Origin of the sequence: Pseudonocardia sp. Ae717_Ps2, assembly GCF_001932475.1 — a bacterium.
GTDB lineage: Bacteria > Actinomycetota > Actinomycetes > Mycobacteriales > Pseudonocardiaceae > Pseudonocardia.
Window position 1 is genome coordinate 5,365,975 of the sequence record NZ_MCIS01000001.1, and the last position, 18,193, is coordinate 5,384,167.

The 18,193-nt window shown below is 74.6% G+C and carries 18 protein-coding genes; 15 read left to right on the forward strand and 3 right to left on the reverse strand.

The annotated features are described in order from the left end of the window. Nucleotides 1–49: 49 nt before the first annotated feature. Both Ae717Ps2_RS24610 and Ae717Ps2_RS24615 read left to right on the forward strand, forming a co-directional pair. A complete protein-coding gene (locus tag Ae717Ps2_RS24610; RefSeq protein ID WP_198932229.1) occupies nt 50–754 on the forward strand; it encodes a DUF742 domain-containing protein in 705 nt (234 codons plus the stop codon). A 28-nt stretch (nt 755–782) separates the two neighbouring features. Continuing rightward, entirely contained in the window at nt 783–1,352 is a 570-nt protein-coding gene (locus Ae717Ps2_RS24615) for an ATP/GTP-binding protein (RefSeq protein ID WP_086002304.1), read from the forward strand. 78 nt (nt 1,353–1,430) lie between these two features. On the opposite strand, the gene Ae717Ps2_RS24620 is transcribed toward Ae717Ps2_RS24615, so the two are convergent. Continuing rightward, a complete protein-coding gene (locus Ae717Ps2_RS24620; RefSeq protein ID WP_075309814.1) occupies nt 1,431–3,761 on the reverse strand; it encodes a helicase-associated domain-containing protein in 2,331 nt (776 codons plus the stop codon). A gap of 126 nt (nt 3,762–3,887) precedes the next feature. Here Ae717Ps2_RS24620 and Ae717Ps2_RS24625 point away from each other — a divergent pair, with 126 nt between their 5' ends. Beyond that, nucleotides 3,888–4,070 carry a hypothetical protein gene (locus Ae717Ps2_RS24625; RefSeq protein WP_020623622.1) on the forward strand — a complete coding sequence of 61 codons (183 nt, stop codon included), beginning with the start codon at nt 3,888–3,890 and terminating at the stop codon, nt 4,068–4,070. Between the two features lie 2 nt (nt 4,071–4,072). Next, on the forward strand, nt 4,073–4,675 hold the full coding sequence (locus tag Ae717Ps2_RS24630) for an NTP transferase domain-containing protein (RefSeq protein WP_020623621.1): 603 nt from the start codon (nt 4,073–4,075) through the stop codon (nt 4,673–4,675). A 72-nt stretch (nt 4,676–4,747) separates the two neighbouring features. Here the strand turns inward: Ae717Ps2_RS24630 and Ae717Ps2_RS24635 are convergent, their stop codons facing one another. After that, nucleotides 4,748–5,353 (reverse strand): transglycosylase family protein, encoded by a 606-nt coding sequence (locus Ae717Ps2_RS24635; protein WP_020623620.1) that lies wholly within the window; start codon nt 5,351–5,353, stop codon nt 4,748–4,750. A gap of 454 nt (nt 5,354–5,807) precedes the next feature. On the opposite strand from Ae717Ps2_RS24635, the gene moaC reads away from it, so the two are divergent. Genes moaC through Ae717Ps2_RS24650 form a run of 3 tightly spaced genes read left to right on the forward strand, consistent with a single transcriptional unit; the run spans nt 5,808 to nt 7,242 of the window. Further along, on the forward strand, nt 5,808–6,317 hold the full coding sequence (gene moaC, locus Ae717Ps2_RS24640; RefSeq protein ID WP_075309812.1) for a cyclic pyranopterin monophosphate synthase MoaC: 510 nt from the start codon (nt 5,808–5,810) through the stop codon (nt 6,315–6,317). After that, the gene (locus Ae717Ps2_RS24645) at nt 6,314–6,796 is read left to right on the forward strand and encodes a molybdenum cofactor biosynthesis protein B (RefSeq protein ID WP_075309810.1); all 483 of its coding nucleotides are present in this window, start codon (nt 6,314–6,316) and stop codon (nt 6,794–6,796) included. The genes moaC and Ae717Ps2_RS24645 overlap by 4 nt, the downstream gene beginning before the upstream one ends. Then, nucleotides 6,793–7,242: a molybdenum cofactor biosynthesis protein MoaE gene (locus Ae717Ps2_RS24650; protein ID WP_020623617.1), complete on the forward strand. Its 450-nt coding sequence runs from the start codon at nt 6,793–6,795 to the stop codon at nt 7,240–7,242. Before Ae717Ps2_RS24645 ends, Ae717Ps2_RS24650 begins: the two co-directional genes overlap by 4 nt. A 175-nt stretch (nt 7,243–7,417) precedes the next feature. Here Ae717Ps2_RS24650 and Ae717Ps2_RS24655 read toward each other — a convergent pair whose 3' ends face one another. After that, entirely contained in the window at nt 7,418–7,981 is a 564-nt protein-coding gene (locus tag Ae717Ps2_RS24655; RefSeq protein WP_075309808.1) for a transglycosylase family protein, read from the reverse strand. A gap of 539 nt (nt 7,982–8,520) precedes the next feature. Here Ae717Ps2_RS24655 and Ae717Ps2_RS24660 point away from each other — a divergent pair. The 8 genes from Ae717Ps2_RS24660 (at nt 8,521) to Ae717Ps2_RS39325 (ending at nt 17,797) form a co-directional block, all read left to right on the forward strand. After that, on the forward strand, nt 8,521–9,414 hold the full coding sequence (locus tag Ae717Ps2_RS24660; protein WP_020623615.1) for a MoxR family ATPase: 894 nt from the start codon (nt 8,521–8,523) through the stop codon (nt 9,412–9,414). A 10-nt stretch (nt 9,415–9,424) separates the two neighbouring features. Continuing rightward, nucleotides 9,425–10,606 (forward strand): VWA domain-containing protein, encoded by a 1,182-nt coding sequence (locus tag Ae717Ps2_RS24665; protein WP_083695329.1) that lies wholly within the window; start codon nt 9,425–9,427, stop codon nt 10,604–10,606. Continuing rightward, entirely contained in the window at nt 10,599–11,714 is a 1,116-nt protein-coding gene (locus tag Ae717Ps2_RS24670; RefSeq protein ID WP_020623613.1) for an XdhC/CoxI family protein, read from the forward strand. The genes Ae717Ps2_RS24665 and Ae717Ps2_RS24670 overlap by 8 nt, the downstream gene beginning before the upstream one ends. A gap of 125 nt (nt 11,715–11,839) precedes the next feature. Continuing rightward, nucleotides 11,840–13,222 (forward strand): iron-containing alcohol dehydrogenase, encoded by a 1,383-nt coding sequence (locus Ae717Ps2_RS24675; RefSeq protein WP_233147674.1) that lies wholly within the window; start codon nt 11,840–11,842, stop codon nt 13,220–13,222. A 22-nt stretch (nt 13,223–13,244) separates the two neighbouring features. Beyond that, the gene (locus Ae717Ps2_RS24680; protein WP_083702490.1) at nt 13,245–14,657 is read left to right on the forward strand and encodes a GAF domain-containing sensor histidine kinase; all 1,413 of its coding nucleotides are present in this window, start codon (nt 13,245–13,247) and stop codon (nt 14,655–14,657) included. Beyond that, entirely contained in the window at nt 14,654–15,655 is a 1,002-nt protein-coding gene (locus tag Ae717Ps2_RS40520; RefSeq protein ID WP_337819454.1) for a response regulator transcription factor, read from the forward strand. Before Ae717Ps2_RS24680 ends, Ae717Ps2_RS40520 begins: the two co-directional genes overlap by 4 nt. Nucleotides 15,656–16,112: 457 nt before the next feature. Then, a complete protein-coding gene (locus tag Ae717Ps2_RS24690; RefSeq protein WP_075309804.1) occupies nt 16,113–16,865 on the forward strand; it encodes a DUF222 domain-containing protein in 753 nt (250 codons plus the stop codon). Then, on the forward strand, nt 16,862–17,797 hold the full coding sequence (locus Ae717Ps2_RS39325; protein WP_075309802.1) for an HNH endonuclease signature motif containing protein: 936 nt from the start codon (nt 16,862–16,864) through the stop codon (nt 17,795–17,797). The genes Ae717Ps2_RS24690 and Ae717Ps2_RS39325 overlap by 4 nt, the downstream gene beginning before the upstream one ends. Nucleotides 17,798–18,193 lie beyond the last annotated feature (396 nt).

Genomic DNA, 18,193 nt, shown 5'->3' on the forward strand with positions numbered 1-18,193 from the left:
TTACCGTCATGCACCCCATCCGAGGATCGACCAGAGCGGGTGAGATCCGATGACCCAGGACCCGGGCGGACACGGCCCCGAGCCGACGTTCGCCGACGTCATGAACGGGTTCAGCCTGGACTCCAAGCGCACGCCCAAGAAGCGCCGATGGGGGCGCAACCGTCCGGAGGACGACGTCGAGCCGGAGGGTGCCGCCCCCGCGCGCCGGGTCCCGCCGCCGAACCCGGGCGAGGTGACCGGCCCCATCGGCGGGTCGGCGGCCTACGGGCTGCCGCCCACCCCGGCCGAGCTGGAGGCCCAGCGGGGCGGTGACCGGCCGGACCGGCCGGCGCCGCAACCGGCCCAGAACACGGGGCAGAACCCCACGTACGACCCAGTGGCAGCGCCGCCGCCGGTGCCCCCGTCCGCGGGTGGTGCCGCCTTCGTCCGGCCCTACGCCTGGACGCGGGGACGGACCAAGTCGGGCTACGAGCTGGCCATCGAGACCCTGGTCTCGGTCAGCAACCGGGCCCGCAGCCAGCTGGAACGGCTGCCGATGGAGCACCGCTCCGTCGCCGACCTGCTGCTCGAGCAGACCCGCTCGGTGGCCGAGGTCGCGGCGCTGTTGTCGCTCCCCCTGGGCGTGGCCCGGGTGCTGCTCGGGGACATGGCCTCGAACGGCACGGTGACCGTTCACCAGACCGCGAGCACCCCCGGCAACGCGCCGGACCTCGCGCTGATGGAAAGGGTGTTGAGTGGACTCCGTCGGCTCTAGGCCACAGCCGCCCCAGCCCGCGGCCGGGATGGCCCGTGCCGCGACGATGTCGGCCAAGATCGTGGTGGCCGGTGGGTTCGGCGTCGGGAAGACCACCTTCGTCGGGTCGGTCTCGGAGATCATGCCGCTGACCACCGAGGCGGTGATGACCGAGGCGAGTGCGTCGCACGACGACCTCTCCGCCACCCCCAACAAGCGGTCGACGACCGTCGCGATGGACTTCGGTCGTGTCTCGCTGGACGCCGACCTGGTGCTCTACCTGTTCGGCACGCCCGGCCAGCAGCGGTTCTGGTTCATGTGGGACGACCTGGTCCGCGGCGCGATCGGCGCCGTCGTCCTCGTCGACACCCGGCGCCTGGCCGACTCCTTCGCCGCGATCGACTTCTTCGAGGACCGCGGACTGCCCTACGTCGTGGGTGTCAACGCCTTCGACGGGCAGCTGCAGCACAGCCTCGACGACGTGCGCGAGGCGATGTCGATCGACCCGGCCGTCCCGATGGTCGTGTGCGACGCCCGGCACCGGCAGTCGACCAAGGAGACCCTGATCGCGCTGGTGCAGCACGCGATGCACCAGCGGATGGCCGCCGGCGCCCGCTGACCCGTACCCGACGGCGGCGCCGGCACATCCCGTGCCGGCGCCGTCGCGGTAGCGCGTCCCTCCCGCGAGGGGACCCGTTCAGCCCCGGGCCTGGTCGCGCCCGGCAGGCTGCTCCGCCCCGGCGTCGACCGGGGCGATCGAGGTGATGCGGTGCAGCTGGATCCGGCGCAGCTCGCCGTCGAGCGCGTCGCGGCCCTCGACGTAGCCGCCGCCGACCGAGACCGGCGCGAGCACCCGGTCCCCGGCGACCCCGTGGGCGTCGACGTAGCCGATCCACACGGTCCGGCCCTCGCGCACGGCCTCCTGCAACGACGCCAGGTTCCCGGTCGCGCCGGTGAGCTCACGCCGCCCGGCGACGCTGTCGCGCACCCCGGCCAGGCGGTCCCCCGCCCGCAGTCGCTCGACCAGCTCCTCGGCCCGGTTCGTCGGGGACCGGTCGACGACCCGGCCGGCGTCGCGGGTGCCGCGCCGCAGCCGCGGCTCGGTGCGCCGCCCCTTCGGCCCGAGGTCGACGACGGCACCGCCCGCGTCCTCGGCGGCCGGGCTGAACCCGGCGGCCCGCAGCCCGTCGAGCACCTCGGCCAGCGGCAGCGAGCTGACCATGACGGTCGGGGCGATCCGGCGCAGCCCCAACTCCTCGGCCGCGGAGTGCGCGAGCACCTCGGACAGGAGCACCTCGTCGTCCGAGCGCAGGAAGCAGCTGACCGCCCCGCCGCGCAGCCTGCCGTGCCGGCGGGCGACGTCGTCCACCAGATAGGTCAGGGTCTGCGGGACCGGGGTGCGGGAGCGGGCCTCGAGGATCGCGCGGACGTCGTCGGCGGTACGGCCGGTGTCCAGTGCCCGGCGCAGGCTGCGCTCGGTGAAGCGGTACACCGTGGCGCCGCCCGCGGACTCGACCTCGGCCAGGATCGCGAGCTCGTGCGCGAGGTTCGCCGACAGCCGCCCGGGTGCGACGGCGGTCAGGTCGGCCTGCAGCAGGATCTCCTCCACCGGGGCGGGCAGCGCCGCGTGCAGTGCGGCGGCCAGCTCGGTGGGGTGCCGGGTGGGGTGCGCCGGGTCCGGGCGCAGGGCCGGGTCGAGCAGCACCCGTCCGGCCGTGGTGAGCGCGTCGAGGGCGACCACGCCGATCGCGGTGGCCTCGGCGACGGTCCAGCCGACCGTCTCGTCGCGCAGCCGGCCGCCGCGGCGCGGGGCGTGCCAGGCCAGCAGCCGCGCCAGGTCCTCCGGTGACCCGACCGAGGTGCCGGGTGCGAGATCGGCGAGCGCGTCCAGGACGCGACGGCGGTCCCGCGCGGCGGGGGGACGGCGCGGCCCGTCGGACAGGGCGGTGATCGGCTTGCCGGTCTCGTCGCGGCGCCCCACCAGCCCGGGCAGCCGCGGCAGCTCCAGCCAGGCCTGGGCCAGCACCGCCCAGCGGGACTCCTCCGGGCCGGTGCCCCAGACGTCCCAGGTGGTGGTCGGCAGCCACTCCGGGGTCACCGACTCGGTCGCCCCGACGAGGTCCGCGGCGTACAGGACCTCCAGAATCAGCGCCGCGGTCGGCTCGTCGGTGTCGGCCGCCTTCGCCGCCCGCTTGAGCTCGCGGACGCCGAACCCGCCCGACCGCAGCACCGGCACCGACTCCCGCGCCAGCCACTCCAGGAGCAGGTCGGTGCGGCGCAGGAACTCCAGTGCGGCCCCGGCGCCGGTGCCGTCGACCACCGAGGTCTCCCTGGCGCGCAGCGGGACGTCCGGCCGGGACAGGTCCAGCGGCCCCATCGGACGGTCGCCGCGCAGGGCCAGCGCGACCTGGCGGGGCAGCTCGACGGTGTCGGCGTCGCGGCGCACGAGCAGCCCCTTGTCGAGGAGCGACCCGACCGGTCCGGTGGAGCCGTTCGCGTTGCGGGAGCGGCCGACCGGCGGGCCCTGGGCGAGGACGTCGAGGACCTTGCGTTCGTCCTCGCCCACCCCGGCGAGCAGGGTGTCGAGCTCCGAGCTCGCGGCCGGACCGGTGGCGGGGGCGCCGAGCCCGGCGGGCCACGGCCCGACGACGTCGGCGGCCGCGGGGACCAGCGACACCGCGTCGTCCGGGCCCCAGGCCAGCGCGCGGTCGCGCAGCGCGGTGAGTCCCTCGGCGACGGTGGCCTCGTCCACGTCGGGGCCGAGCCAGCCGCGCAGGCCGGCGCCGGGGGTCGTCGCGTCGACCGGGGTCCGCCACGCCGTCGCCAGCACCAGCGCGTCCAGCACGGTCAGCGCCACGGTGCCGAGGTCCTCGCAGGCGCGCTGCACCGACGCCCGGATCGAGGCGCGGGTCGCGAGCACGGTGAGGTCGCCGGGAGGTGGGACGGCGAGGTCCGGACGTGCGCGCAGCAGCGCGGCGAGGAACCCGTCGTCCTGCCCGCGCAACCACTCGACCAGGGACGTCTGCATCGTCGCCAGGGTAGTCGGACGATCGCGGGCGCACCGGGGCGGACAGCCGCGCCCGCGTCCGCGATACTGGACACAGGACACTGCCGCGGTCCCGCTCGGGACCGGACGACGACGCTGGAGGACGCGATGGCCGCCAAGCCCGCGAAGCAGGACCGGATCCACCCGGAGTGGCCGCACTCCGAGGACGGCGACCACCCGGTCACCGAGCTCCTGGGCAGCGTCCAGGGAAACATGTCGCCGTTCGGTGACATCGAGTTCCCGGTCGCCAGCGTGCCCTACGAGCACCCGGTCACCGAGATCAACCGCTGACCGTGGTCGCCGGTCTGTTGCTCGCGGGCGGCGCCGGACGCCGCATGGGCACCCCGAAGGCGCTGGTCCGTCTGCACGGCGAGCCGCTCGCGGTGCGGGCGGTCAAGGCGCTGCAGGCGGGTGGGTGCGGCCCGGTCACCGTCGTGCTCGGCGCCCGAGCCGACGACGTCACCGACGTGCTGCGCAGCGCGGGCCTGGGCACCGACGGCAGTGACGTCGGTGTCGTGGTCGCCGAGGACTGGGACGAGGGCATGGGCGCGTCGCTGCGGCGCGGGCTGGGGTCGCTGACCCACCTGCCCGGCACCGGCGCGGCGCTGGTGCACCTGGTCGACCTGCCGGGCATCGGGCCGGAGGCGATCCGCCGGGTCGCCGAGGGTGCGGGACCGTCGTCGCTGCGGCGGGCCGCGTTCGACGGCGTCCCCGGACATCCCGTCCTGATCGGCCGGGACCACTGGTCGGGCGTCGTCGCACTGTCCTCCGGGGACTCCGGCGCCCGCGACTACCTGGCCGGCCGCTCCGATGTGGAGCTGGTCGAGTGCGGCGACGTCGCCGTCCCCGACGACGTCGACACCCCGGGGCAGCTGCGCCGCCTCGCCGGGACCTGAGCCGCCGCACCGGCCCCGACACACCCGTGCCCCGGTCCCTCCGCGAGGGGCCGGGGCATCGTCGTGCCGGGGTCAGATGTTGATGACCTGGCCGGGGGTGATCAGGTGCCCGGCACCGAGGCCCGGGTTCTTGGACAGCAGGTTCTTCCAGTTCGCGATGCCGTGCGCGGCCGCGATCTTGCCCAGGGTGTCGCCGGACTTCACCGTGTAGGTGCCGCCGGACGACGCCGCGGGGGCGCTGGCCTTCACCCGCTCCGGGGCCCGGGTGCCGGCGTCGGTCTCCAGGGTCCGCGGCGTGGCGGACCCGGATGCGCCGGTCTTGGACGAGCAGGACGGCCAGGCGTTCCAGCCCTGGGCGGCCAGGACCTTCTCGGCGACGGCGATCTGCTCGGCCCGAGTGGCCTGGTGCGCCGACGCGGCGTACTCGCCACCGCCGTAGGCCTTCCAGGTGCTCGGGCTGAACTGCAGGCCGCCGTAGTAGCCGTTGCCGGTGTTCGCGGCCCAGTTCCCGGTGCTCTCGCAGTGCGCGAGCGAGTCCCAGGTGGAGTCGGAGGCGGCGTTCGCGGTGCCCACGACGGTCAGCATCGGGGCGCCGAGGACGGCACCGGCGACGGCGGTCCGGACGATCGTGCGGCCGGCGGTGCTCGGTTTACGGTGTTTCCCACGGTAACGAGGCATGGCAGGTCTCCCGCGTGACGCCACCCGAACCGCACCCGGGGAGTGGGTGCCCGTACCGGCAGCCGGGGGAGCGGCCACCGATCCGTCTGACGATCGGCCCTGTCCCACACCGATACCTCGGGGGCCGGTGACCGCCGGACAGGGAGCGTTGCGGCACCGGAGCCCGGCCGCATGGGGGAGTCGGCCGAGCCGGGGCCGAAGGTAGGTCACGTCAGAGCGACGCGAAAGTCGACGGCGACACGGCGTGGCGTCGGACGTACCGGACACCCGATGGCCAGGTCTCGCGTTTGCGCAGATGACAAGCCCCGATCACGAACCGGAAACGTTCGCGCAAACGGTTCGATCAGTTCCACAAACGTGATACAGATCACATCCATTGCTCCATCCGGAGGCCCCTCCTCGGGCACGCGGAGTGGCGAGGGCCACCCCGCCGAGACCCCCGTACTGTCGGGGCGTGACCACCGAGCACCGCCGGCCCGACCCCGCGCTCAGCCACGTCGACGACGCCGGGGCGGCCCGGATGGTCGACGTGTCGGACAAGCAGCCCGGCCGCCGCGCCGCCGTCGCCACCGGGACGGTGCACACCACGGCCGAGGTCGTGCGCCTGCTGGAGACCGACGGCCTCCCCAAGGGCGACGCACTCGCCACCGCCCGCATCGCCGGGATCATGGGAGCCAAGCGCACCCCGGACCTCGTGCCGCTCTGCCACCCCATCGCGATCAGCGGGGTGACACTGGACCTGGCGCCGGCCACCGACGGCGACGCCGGCCGGGTCGCCATCCGCGCCGAGGTCCGCACCACCGACCGCACCGGGGTGGAGATGGAGGCCCTGACCGCGGTCGCCGTCGCCGGGCTCACCCTGCACGACATGATCAAGGCCGTGGACCCGGGCGCCGTGCTCGACGCCGTGCGCGTCGAACGCAAGGAGGGCGGCAAGACCGGCCCGTGGGAGCGCGGGGCATGACCGCCGCACGCGCCGCCCGGGTGGTCACCGCCTCCAACCGCGCCGCGGCGGGCGTCTACACCGACCGCGGCGGGCCACCGATCGTCGCCTGGCTGCGCGAACGCGGCTACGACACCCCGGACCCGGTCGTCGTACCGGACGGGGAGCCGGTCGGGCAGGCGCTGCGGGCCGCCGTCGCCGACGGCGTCGCGGTCGTCGTCACGACCGGGGGCACCGGCATCTCCCCCACCGACGCCACCCCCGAGGTCACCCGGGCCGTGCTCGACCACGAGATCCCGGGCCTGGCCGACGCGATCCGCCGCGCCGGGGAGGAGAAGGTCCCCACCGCCGTGCTCTCCCGTGGCCTGGCCGGGGTCGCGGGCCGCACCCTGATCGTCAACCTGCCCGGCTCCCCGGGCGGGGTGAAGGACGGCCTCGGCGTGCTCGCCGGGGTCCTCGACCACGCGGTCGACCAGCTGCACGGAGGAGACCACCGATGACCGATCCCGCGACCACGCGGACCGCGACGGTCCTGCGTGCGGCCGTCGGCGAGGAGCCGCTCGACGTCGAGGAGCACGCCCGCCTGGTCGAGCACGCCGCCGCCGGCGCGGTCGTCACCTTCGCCGGTGTCGTCCGCGACCACGACGGCGGGAAGTCGGTGCACGGGCTGGAGTACAGCGCGCACCCGACGGCCGCCCGGATCGTCGCCGAGGTCGCCGAGCAGGTGGCCGCGCACTCCCCCGGCGTCCGGGCGCTCGCGGTGAGCCATCGCGTCGGCCCGCTCGACATCGGCGAGGTGGCCCTCGCCTGCGCCGTCGCCGCCGAGCACCGCCGGGAGGCGTTCACCGCCTGCGCCGAGCTCGTCGACGAGGTGAAGCGCCTGCTGCCGGTCTGGAAGCACCAGCGGTTCGCCGACGGTTCCGACGAGTGGGTCAACTCCACCTGAGCCCGGCTGCGCGCCCCGGAACAACGGCGCACCCCCGGAACGACGGAACGGCCCGGGTCCGCCTCCCCACGAGGGGAAGGGGACCCCGGGCCGTCGTCCGCCGGGGCGGGTGCTGGGGACACCGCGCGCCCCGTGCCGTCCGTCCCGGATGGCGGTCCGGGGACGGTCGGCGGGATCAGCCGAGGTTCAGGACCTGACCGACGCTGATCACGTTCACGTTGCCGATGCCGTTCGCGGCGGCCAGCTTCGCCACCGAGGTGCCGTGCGCGGCCGCGATCCGGCTCAGCGTGTCGCCAGCCTTGACGGTGTACCCACCGGCGGCCGGGGCGGCGGCCTTCTTCGGCGCGGACGCGGCGGGGGCCGACGCCTTCACGCGCTTGCTCGTGTCGGCCGAGTAGCCGGTGATGCCCAGCTTCTTCGAGCAGGACGGCCAGGCGCCCCAGCCCTGCGCGGCCAGCACCCGCTCGGCGACCGCGATCTGCTCGGCGCGGCTGGCGTTGGCCGCCGAACCCGAACCACCGAAGGCGGCCCAGGTGGACGGGGAGAACTGCAGCCCGCCGTGGTACCCGTTGCCCGTGTTGATCGACCAGTTGCCGCCGCTCTCGCACTGGGCGAGCTGGTCCCAGACGCTGTCCGGGGCAGCGTTGGCGGTGCCGGCGATCGCAGCCGTCGCACCGACCGCGACGACACCCGCCGCAGCCATGCGCAGGAGACTTCGGCCCTTGGGTCCCTTGGTCATCGTTTCGCTCCCACCGCGCCGGCCCGAGGACACACACACTCCGCACAGGAGGTCCCCTGGGCACAGGTGTGCCCGCCGTGTCGTCGCGGGTGCGTCGATCGGGACCGGGGAGCGACGTCCATGACGTCCGCGGAGGTGGTCTCTCTCGTCCCCGTCCCGTTCCGTTCCTCGACGGACCGGACAGCCGCGGGACGGGGGTGGTTCGGCGCGGCGGGTCCGGATGTGTTGCTCGTTCAGGTGGCCGATCCGGTGGACCGACCGACAGAAAGGTGAATGGGCGGAAAGAATTCGTCAACGAAGGGGCCCGTGAGCGGAATCACTGTAACAAGCGTGTAATTATCAGATTCTCCCTAAACGCACTGGTCAACGACGTCACATCACGGACCTATCACGCGGTCATGAACATTTCTGATTCGGAAGCAACTCGAACCTTCCGGGCCGCTCGTTCGTCCTCAGGGCGAGGTGCTCGACCCGCCCGCGCGGGGAGGAGGGCCCTCCTGCTGTGGCCTCGTTCACCGCTCGTCCTGCATGCTGGTTCGGTGAACGACACCGCACCCGGCCCCGGGAGCCCGGCCGAGCTCGCCGACGCGTTGCGCGCGACCGGCTATCTCGCCGACGACGGTCTCGCGACGGCGGCCTTCCTCGCCCTGCGCATGAACCGTCCGCTCTTCTGCGAGGGCGAGCCGGGGACCGGTAAGACCGCGCTGGCCCAGGCACTGGCCGCCACGCTGAACGCACCGCTCATCCGTCTGCAGTGCCACGACGGCATCGACTCCGGTCAGGCCCTCTACGACTGGGACTTCCCCCGTCAGCTGCTGCACCTGCGCACCCTGGAGGCCGCGAGCGGCCGCGACGGGTTCGACCCCGACACGGTGGAGGCAGGTCTCTACGACGAGCGCTTCCTGCTGGCCCGCCCGATCCTGCAGGCGCTGCGCACCAGCCCGTCGGTGCTGCTCATCGACGAGATCGACCGCGCCGACGACGAGTTCGAGGCCTTCCTGCTGGAGGTCCTCACCGAGCACGCGGTGACCATCCCGGAGCTCGGGGAGGTGCGCGCCGCGACACCGCCGGTCGTCGTCCTCACCTCGAACCGGACCCGGGAGGTGCACGACGCGCTCAAGCGCCGCTGCCTCTACCTCTGGCTGGAGCACCCGAACATCGAACGCGAGATCGAGATCCTGCACAGCAGGCTGCCCGAGGTGCCCGAGCGGCTCGCCGCGTCGGTCGCGCGGGCGGTGCAGAAGCTGCGCCACACCGACCTGATCAAGCCGCCGGGCGTCGCGGAGACCCTGGACTGGGCGCGGGCGCTGCAGCTGATCGGCGCCCGGCACCTGGACCCGGAGTCGGCGGCGCGCACCCTCGGCGCCGTCCTCAAGTACCGGGAGGACGCCGACCGGGTCCACAAGCAGCTCGACACCCTGCTGGCGTCCTGACCCGGCCGCGATGACCGTTCCCCCGAGCCCGTCCCCGGCGGCCCCGCCCCGGCCGCCCGCGGCGGAGCCCACCGGCACCACCGACGAGCTGCTGACCGGATTCGTCGGGTTCACCGAGGTCCTGCGCGCGGCCGGGGTGCCGGTCACCCAGGACCGGGTGACCGCCTACCTGGAGGCGCTCGACACCCTGGACGTGACCGACCGGGACCAGGCGTACTGGGCCGGCCGGCTGACGCTGTGCGCCGACCCCGACGACATCGTCCGGTACGACCTGGCGTTCCCGTCCTGGTTCGAGCCGACCAGCAACCGTCCGTCGAGCAACCGCGACGACCGCCCGCCCGCACCGCCGAAGCTGGCCGCACTGCTGCCGGGCCGCGAGGGCGGGGAGGACGACTCCGACGACGCCGACGGCCCGCAGATCAAGGCCGCCGCGACCGGTGCGGAGATCCTGCGCAACCGCGACGTCGGGGAGCTCTCCCCCGCCGAACGCGAGCACCTGCGCCGGCTGATGACCCTGCTCAGACCGGAGCCGCCGACCCGGGCGTCGCGGCGGCGCAGACGGAACCGGCACGGTGAGGCCGACCCGCAGCGCACGTTGCGCGCGGCGCTGCGCAACCAGGGCGAGATCTTCCGGCTCGCCCGGCGCGACACCTCGCGCCGGCCGCGCAAGGTCGTGCTGCTGATCGACGTGTCCGGCTCGATGGAGCCCTACGCGGACGCGCTCGTGCGCTTCGCCCACGTCGTCGTCCGTCGTTCGCCGCGCTCGGTCGAGGCGTTCACCCTGGGCACCCGGCTCACCCGGATCACCCGTGAGCTGCGGCTGCGCGACCCCGAGCACGCACTGCGCGCCGCGGGAAGAGCCATCCCGGACTGGTCGGGCGGCACCCGGCTGGGCGAGGTGCTGCAGGCCTTCGTCGACCGCTGGGGACGCCGCGGGGCGGCCCGCCGGGCGGTCGTGGTCGTGTTCTCCGACGGCTGGGAGCGCGGTGGCACCGAGCTGCTCGGCACCCAGGCCGAGCAGCTGTCCCGGCTGGCCCATCGGCTCGTCTGGGTCAACCCGCACGCGGGCAAGGACGGCTACGCCCCGGTCCAGGGGGGAATAGTCGCGGCCCTTCCGCACTTGGACGACCTGCTGGCCGGGCACAGCCTGGACACGCTGGAGAAACTGCTCGAGGTGGTGCGCAATGCGTGACGTGATCGACCAGCTCGAAGGCTGGTGGCGCAAGGGTGAGCCGGCCGCGCTCGCGACGGTGGTCGGGACCTTCCGGTCCGCACCGCGCCAGCCGGGGGCCTCGATGCTCGTCGGCCCGGCGGGCGAGGCCGTCGGCTCGGTCTCGGGCGGCTGCGTCGAGGGCGCGGTCTACGAGCTCGGGCAGCAGGTGCTGTCCGAGGAACGACCGGTCCTGCAGCGCTACGGCGTCTCGGACGACGACGCGTTCGCCGTCGGCCTGACCTGCGGCGGCATCCTCGACATCTTCGTTGAGAAGGTGACCCCGGAGACCTACGAGCAGCTCGGCCGCATCGCCGAGGCGATCCGCGACGAGGACCCGGTCGCGGTGGCCACGGTCGTCGCGGGCCCCTCGGAGCTGCTCGGCAAGCGGCTGATCGTCTGGCCGGACAAGACCGAGGGCGGCACCGGATCGGACCGGATCGACGACGCGGTGCGCGACGACGTCCGCGGCCTGCTCGACTCCGGCCGCAACGCGACGCTGACCTACGGCGTCCACGGCGAGCGTCGTGGGGAGGGGCTGCAGATCTTCGTCGAGTCGTTCGCGCCGCCGCCCCGCATGATCGTGTTCGGGGCGATCGACTTCGCCGCCGCGGTGGCGCGGATGGGCAGCTTCCTCGGCTTCCGGGTGACCGTCTGCGACGCCCGGCCGGTGTTCGCGACCGCGAGCCGCTTCCCGGGGGCCAACGAGGTCGTCGTCGAGTGGCCGCACCGCTACCTGCAGACCGAGGCGGACGCGGGCCGGATCGACCAGCGCACCGCACTGTGCGTGCTCACCCACGACCCGAAGTTCGACGTGCCGCTGCTGGAGGTGGCGCTGCGGCTGCCCGAGGTCGGCTACATCGGGGCGATGGGCTCGCGACGCACCCACGACGACCGGCTCGAGCGCCTGCGCGAGCGGGGCGTGACCGAGGCCGAGATCGCGAAGATGTCGTCGCCGATCGGGCTGGATCTGGGCGCCCGCACCCCGGAGGAGACCGCGGTGTCGATCGCCGCGGAGATGATCGCCCAGCACTGGGGCGGCGAGGGCATCCGGCTGGCCGAGCGCGAGGGGCCCATCCACGCCTCCTGACATCCCCCCGCTTTCGGCCAGGTCCGCGGCGTGACGTGCTCGCCGCCGACCTGCGGCTCCGCGCGCCGCCCGCCGATCGAGAGGCCGGGAAAGAGGGGTGTCCCTGTACCGTGGGACACACGCTCGTGACCGAGCCGCCCGCCGTCCGGGGCGGGCCGTCGACCATCACGGAGCAGGAGGAGGGCAGCGTGGTCCTCACCGGTCAGGCAGGCACCGTCGTCCCCGGGCACGGGGCGGACCGCGCCGTGCCGCGGGAGACGGTGCTGGTGCTCGACGGCGAGACCGGCGGCGCCGGTGCCGAGGAGGGGTACACGGTCCGCGCGGCGCAGTGCCCGCGGGAGCCGCGACCGCGGCTGTCGAAGTTCCACGCGCCGGAGATCGTGTTCGGGCCCGACTCGCTGCCCGAGACCGCCCACGCCGCGCTGCGTCTCGGGGCGCGGCGCCCGTTCGTCGTCACCGACCCGGGGGTGACCGAGGCCGGGTGGCCCGCCGAGCTCCTGCGCCACCTGCGCGCCGCCGGTCTGCGGCCCCAGCTGTGGAACGAGATCACCCCGAACCCGAAGGACCACGAGATCCAGGCCGGGTTCGAGCGCTACGAGAGTTCCGGCTGTGACGTGGTGATCGGCATCGGCGGGGGCTCGGTGATCGACGCCGCGAAGGGCGTCGCCCTGCTCGCGGCCAACGGCGGCACGATCCTCGACTACGAGGGCATCGACCGCATCGCCAACCCGATCCCTCCACTGGTGATGGTGCCGTCGACCTCGGGCACCGGCGCCGACGTCTCCCAGTTCTGCATCATCACCGACACCGAGCGCCTCACCAAGATCACGATCATGGGCCGCGCCCTGGTCCCGGACGTCTCGGTGATCGACCCGCGGCTGCTCGTCACCATGCCGGACTGGCTCAACGCCGCGACCGGCCTGGACGCGCTGACCCACGGCATCGAGGCGTTCGTGTCGCTGGCCCACGGCCCGCTGACCGACACCCACGCGCTGCACGCCGTCGCACTCGTCCACGCCAACCTGCCGACCACGATGATCCGCCGCCACGACGACGGCCCCCGCTCCGCGATGGCGCAGGCCGCGCTCGAGGCGGGCCTGGCGTTCACGAACGCGATCCTCGGCGCCACGCACGCCATGAGCCATCAGGTCGGCGGCATGCTCGACCTGCCGCACGGCCTGATCAACGGCGTGCTGCTGCCGCACGTGATCCGGTTCAACGGCTCGGCCTCCGACGCCGACGCGGCGCGCTTCGTCCCGATCGCCCAGGCCATGGGGCTGCCCGCCCGGCCCGGGATGCCCGGCGACGAGGCCGTGGACATGGTCGCGACCGAGGTCCGCAAGCTGGCCGACGAGGTCGGCGTCCCGACCGGGCTCGCCGCCATCGGGGTGCGCGAGGCCGACGTCCCGCGACTGTCCCGGCTCACCCTCGGCGACGCCTGTCTGACCACCAACCCGCGCACGGCGAGCGTGGAGCAGATCGAGGACCTGTTCCGGGAGGCGCTGTGACGCCGTCGCGGAGGCCCACGCGGTGACCGCCGCCGCCCGCTTCCCGCGCCGCCGCACACCCGCCCCGTCCTCGTCGCCGGCCGCCGCGGGTCGGGCCCGGCCCGACCTCGACCAGCTCACCGGCCTGCGGACGGGCAAGCCGTCGTTCTACTCGGAGTACCGCGAGGGGGCCGAACGGCTGCGCCGGGTCATCGTCGCGCTGGACCGGATCTCCGCCGCGCTGGTCCGCACTATGGAGGGCTCCGAGGCGCTGGTCCGCGCGGTCGCCGACGCGGCGGCCGACCACCTGTCCGCGGACTGGGTGGTGCTCGGGCTCGTCGACGGCGAGCTGCCCGACGCCGCGCCGCGGCACGTCGTCCTCGGGCCGGACGGCGTCGAGTGGGCCGACCTGGCGTCGGTGCCCGAGCGCGTGCGCCGGCACGTGGAACGGCTGCACGCCGGCGACGGCCACCACGACCACGACGACCACCAGCACCACGACGACCGGCATCACGACGACCAGCGCCCCCGGCACCTGCACGTCCCGATCCGGCTCGACGGCCGCACCGTGGGCGGGTTCGTCGCGTGGACGCCGCCGGAACGCCACATCGACGACACCGACCATTCGGTGCTGCGCATCCTGGCCGGTCAGACGGCGTCGGCGCTGCAGAACTGCGCGCTGCTGGAGCGGGCCGAGCGACTGCACGCGCGCACCGCGGCCCAGGCCGAGGACCTGCGTGTCCGCAACGACGAGCTGATGCTCACCCAGCAGGCGCTCGGCGCGGCACGCCAGCGGGAGGTCCTCGACAACGAGCGGCACCGCATCGCCCGCGAGCTGCACGACAGCGTCACCCAGTACGCGCTGTCGGCCGGGATGCACATCGAGCTGTGCCGGTCGGAGATCACCGATCCGGACCTGCTCCAGCACCTCGACACCGCCAAGGACCTGACCCGGCGGGCCGTCGAGCAGCTGCGGTCGGCGATCTACGCGCTCAACGACGACGACCACGCCGACAAGGACCTGCCGTCGATGCTGCGCCAGCTGTCCACCGTGCACATGCCCGACGAGCTGCGGGTGGAGGTGACGATCGGCGGGGCCCCGGTGCCGCTGCCGCACGAGCACGAGCAGTCGCTGTTCCGGATCGCCGGCGAGGCGCTGTTCAACACGGCGATGCACGCCTCGGCGTCGCGGGCGGTGGTGCGGCTGGCCTACGCCGGCGGTCGCGTCCGCCTGTCGATCTCCGACGACGGCGGCGCCTCCCCCGAGCAGATCCGCCGCACGCTGCGTGCGGCGTCGGTCCGCGGCCCCTCCGGGGAGCACCGCGGCCTCGTGAACATGGACGCCCGCGCCCGCGAGATGGGTGGGACCCTGCGGTTCCGCCGCTCGCGGATCGGTGGGCTGCAGGTGCAGGTGGACGTCCCGATCGGGACGCCGGGGCAGGAGGAGCTCGGATGAGCAGCGGCACACGGACCGCCCCGGGAGGCCCCGGGGCCGCACCGGCACCCACCGCGCCCGCCGACGGCAGGGCGGGACTCGGCACCCGTCGCGGCCCCGGCCACGACGGTGTGCCTCCTGGCCCCGGGCAAGGCGGTTCCGGACTCGGCCGCTCCGGGCAGGGCGGCTCCGCGGGTAGCGCTGTCGTGCCCGGGCAGGGCGGCTCCGTCGGCAGCGCTGTCGCGCCCGGGCAGGGCGGATCCGGACAGGGCGCTGGGAATCCGCCGGGTGGTGGGGTGCACGGGGCCGGCGGGACCGCCGCGACCCGCACCGGCCCTGGTCCCGGCTCCGGCTCCGGCTCCGGCTCCACGAGCGTCGCGGCACCGCCGATCCGGATCGTGCTGGTCGATGACCACTCGATCATGCGGCAGGGGCTGCGCGCGGTTCTGGAGCGCGAGGACGACCTGCGCATCGTCGGCGAAGCCGGCAGCGCTCCGGAGGCGTTCGCCGCCGTCGCGGCCGGCCGGCCTCAGGTGGTGCTGCTCGACCTCAAGCTGGCGTCCGGCCCGCAGACCGACGGTCTCGAGGTCTGCCGCAGGCTGTGCGCCGACCACCCCGGCATCGGGGTGCTGGTGCTGACGACCTTCGCCGAGGACCGTCTCGTCGTCGAGTCGGTGCAGGCGGGTGCCCGCGGCTACGTGGTGAAGGACGTCGACACCACCGAACTCGTCCGCGCCATCCGCGCGGTGTCCCGCGGGGAGAGCGCGTTCGACGCCCGGTCGGCATCGGCGATGGTGCGGTCGCTCTCCGGCGGGATGCCCGACCGGGAACGACTGACCGACCGCGAGCTCGACGTGCTGCGCCTGCTGGCTCGGGGGCTGTCCAACCGCGCGATCGGCGCCGAGCTGTTCATCTCCGAGACGACGGTCAAGTTCCACGTCGGCAACCTGATGCGCAAGCTGATGGTGTCGCGCCGCGCCGAGGCGGTCTACGCAGCCACCAAGCTCGGCCTCCTCTGACACCACCCACCCCCCGCCGCCGCCCCTCGCCCGACACCGCGGCACGGCGGCACCGCGGCACGGCGGCACGGCGGCACGGCGGCACGGCGGCACGGCGCGAGGATGTGCGTTCCGCGGAACGCGGTCTGACTTTTCGACGGCCGTCACGGGGCGGTCGGCAGCGCGATCGGTCAAGATCGGAGCGCCGGTCGGACCGGTCGACCACCGCCCCGATCGCGTTCCGCGGAACGCGGTCCTGGTCCTGGCCCTGGCCCTGGCCCTGGCCCTGGCCCTGGTCGACCGTTGGGTCGGCAGGGCCGACGGGTCCCGTTCCGCTTCGTCGACCTCTCGGCATCCCGACCAGCAGCCGCGTTCCGCGGAACGCGATCGTCCCAGGCCCCGTCCTCCGCCGGGCTCGAAACTGTCGGACCCACCCGGCACACTCGTCTCGAACACACGTTCGACGAAGGAGAGTGTCGTGCCCCTGCCCGCCTCGACGACCACGACCACGCCGGCCGGTGAGCTGAGCCTGCCGGACCTCGAGTCCGAGCTCCTCGGTCTCGCCGGCCACATCGCCGCCGCCGAGTGCCGCTTCCTGCGACTGCTCGCCGAGTTCGACGACCGCGGCGGCTGGTGCGGGGTCGGCGTCCGGTCCTGCGCCCACTGGCTGACCTGGCGGGCAGGGATGAGCCTGCGCACCGCGACCGAGCACCTGCGCGTCGCGCACGCGCTGACCCGGCTGCCCCGGATCACCGAGGCGTTCGCGGCCGGCCGGATCTCCTACTCCAAGGTCCGGGCCGTCACCCGCCTCGTCGGCGCGGAGGACGCGGTCCTCGACCGCGTCACCGCCCCGTCCCCGATGGGTCCCGCCACAGAGCCGCTCCGGGACCCCGGCAGCGACCCCGACGCCGACGCCGACCCGGGAGTGCATGCCGGCTCCGGCGTGCCGGACGCCGAGAGGGCGGAGGAGACCACCACGCCGCCCGCCGACAGCGGCGACACGGTTACGCACGACGACACGGCGAGCGAAGCGGCGGTCGTCGTTGTCGCTCCGGAGCCGCAGGGTGACGCCGGGGCTGTCGCCCTTCTCGGTGCCGCGGCCGGGCCCGACGCCGAGCAGGTGCTCCTGGACCTCGCCCTGGGCGGGACCGCGAGCCATGTCGAGACCGTCGTCCGCGCGGTGCGTCGACGCTGCGCGCCGCCGAGCGACGTCGCCGCCCGGCGCGGGTGAGCTGGCACCACGACGTCGACGGATCCCTGGTCGTACGAGCCCGGCTCACTCCCGAGAACGGCGCCCTCCTGATCGCCGCGATCGAGGCCGGGGTCGCCGCAGCGCTCCCGACTCCCGCCGGCCCGACCGACAGCGACAGCGACGATCCGGCCGCACGCGAGGGGCGGCGGGCGGGATGGGGCGGGGTCGATCCCCACGAACAGGCCCGCCGCACGGAAGAGCAGGCACCGGGCGCGGTCGTCGACTCGCTGGCGGCCCGGCGGGCCGACGCTCTGGTGGACCTGGTCGTCCGCGGGCCCGGCGCGGCCGGCGCCGCGGTGGTGGAGCGGGGCTCGGCGCGGGTGACGGTCGTCGTCGACGCAGGGACCGGCACCGCACGCCTCGCCGGTGGGCCTGAGATCGCCGCGAGCACCGCCGAGCGCCTTGCCTGCGACGCCCGGGCCCAGGTGCTGCTGAGCGATCGCACCGGGAACCGGATGTACCTCGGTCGGAGCAGGCGGCTGGCGAGCCCGGCACAGATCGCCGCCCTGACCGCCGACGGTGGCGGCTCCTGCCGGTTCCCGGGGTGCCACCACACCCGTCACCTCCATGCTCACCACGTCCGTCACTGGCTGCGGGGCGGGCCGACGGACGTCGACAACCTGGTCCTGCTCTGCTCGTTCCACCACCGTCTCGTGCACGACGACGGGTACCTGGTCCTGCGCCCGCCCGGTGAGGGCTGGTTGTTCCACCGGCCCGACGGCAGCCCTGTCGAGGCGACGGGCAGACCGCTGGACGGCAGCGCCGAGTCCCTCGTCGAACGGAACACGCGGGCCCGACTGCGGATCGATCGCAGCACCCTCACCCCTGACTGGTACGGCGATCGCCTCGACCCCGAGCCGATCCTCGACGCCCTGCTCCCGCCCGGCACGACGGCCACCGCCGTGGCCTGAACCCGCAGGCACTCCGCCGGACAACCGGAGAGGAATACAGACACAGGTACGGCCGGGGAGCCGACCCGGACCGCGGCGCACCGAGCCTGCGGGAGCCCGGTGCAGACACCGGCGCGCGAGGGCGCGGAAGCCGCATGTGCGAGGGGCTGGACGGCGGCCGCACAAAGTTGTCGCCGGACCGCGTTCCGCGGAACGCGGCGCCGGAAGCCACGCCCGGTCGAGGAGCGCGGTGACGATCTCGCCGAGGCCGTGGTTCCACTCGGGGGTCACGGTCGCGGTCGGGGGCGTCGGGGCTCCGGGCGTGCAGCGGGGCACGTCGTCCCAGGAGGCGCGGCCGAGGGCGAGCGAGCGGTCCACCGGCCCGGCGGCGCACGGGCAGGCCGCGACGACGACCGG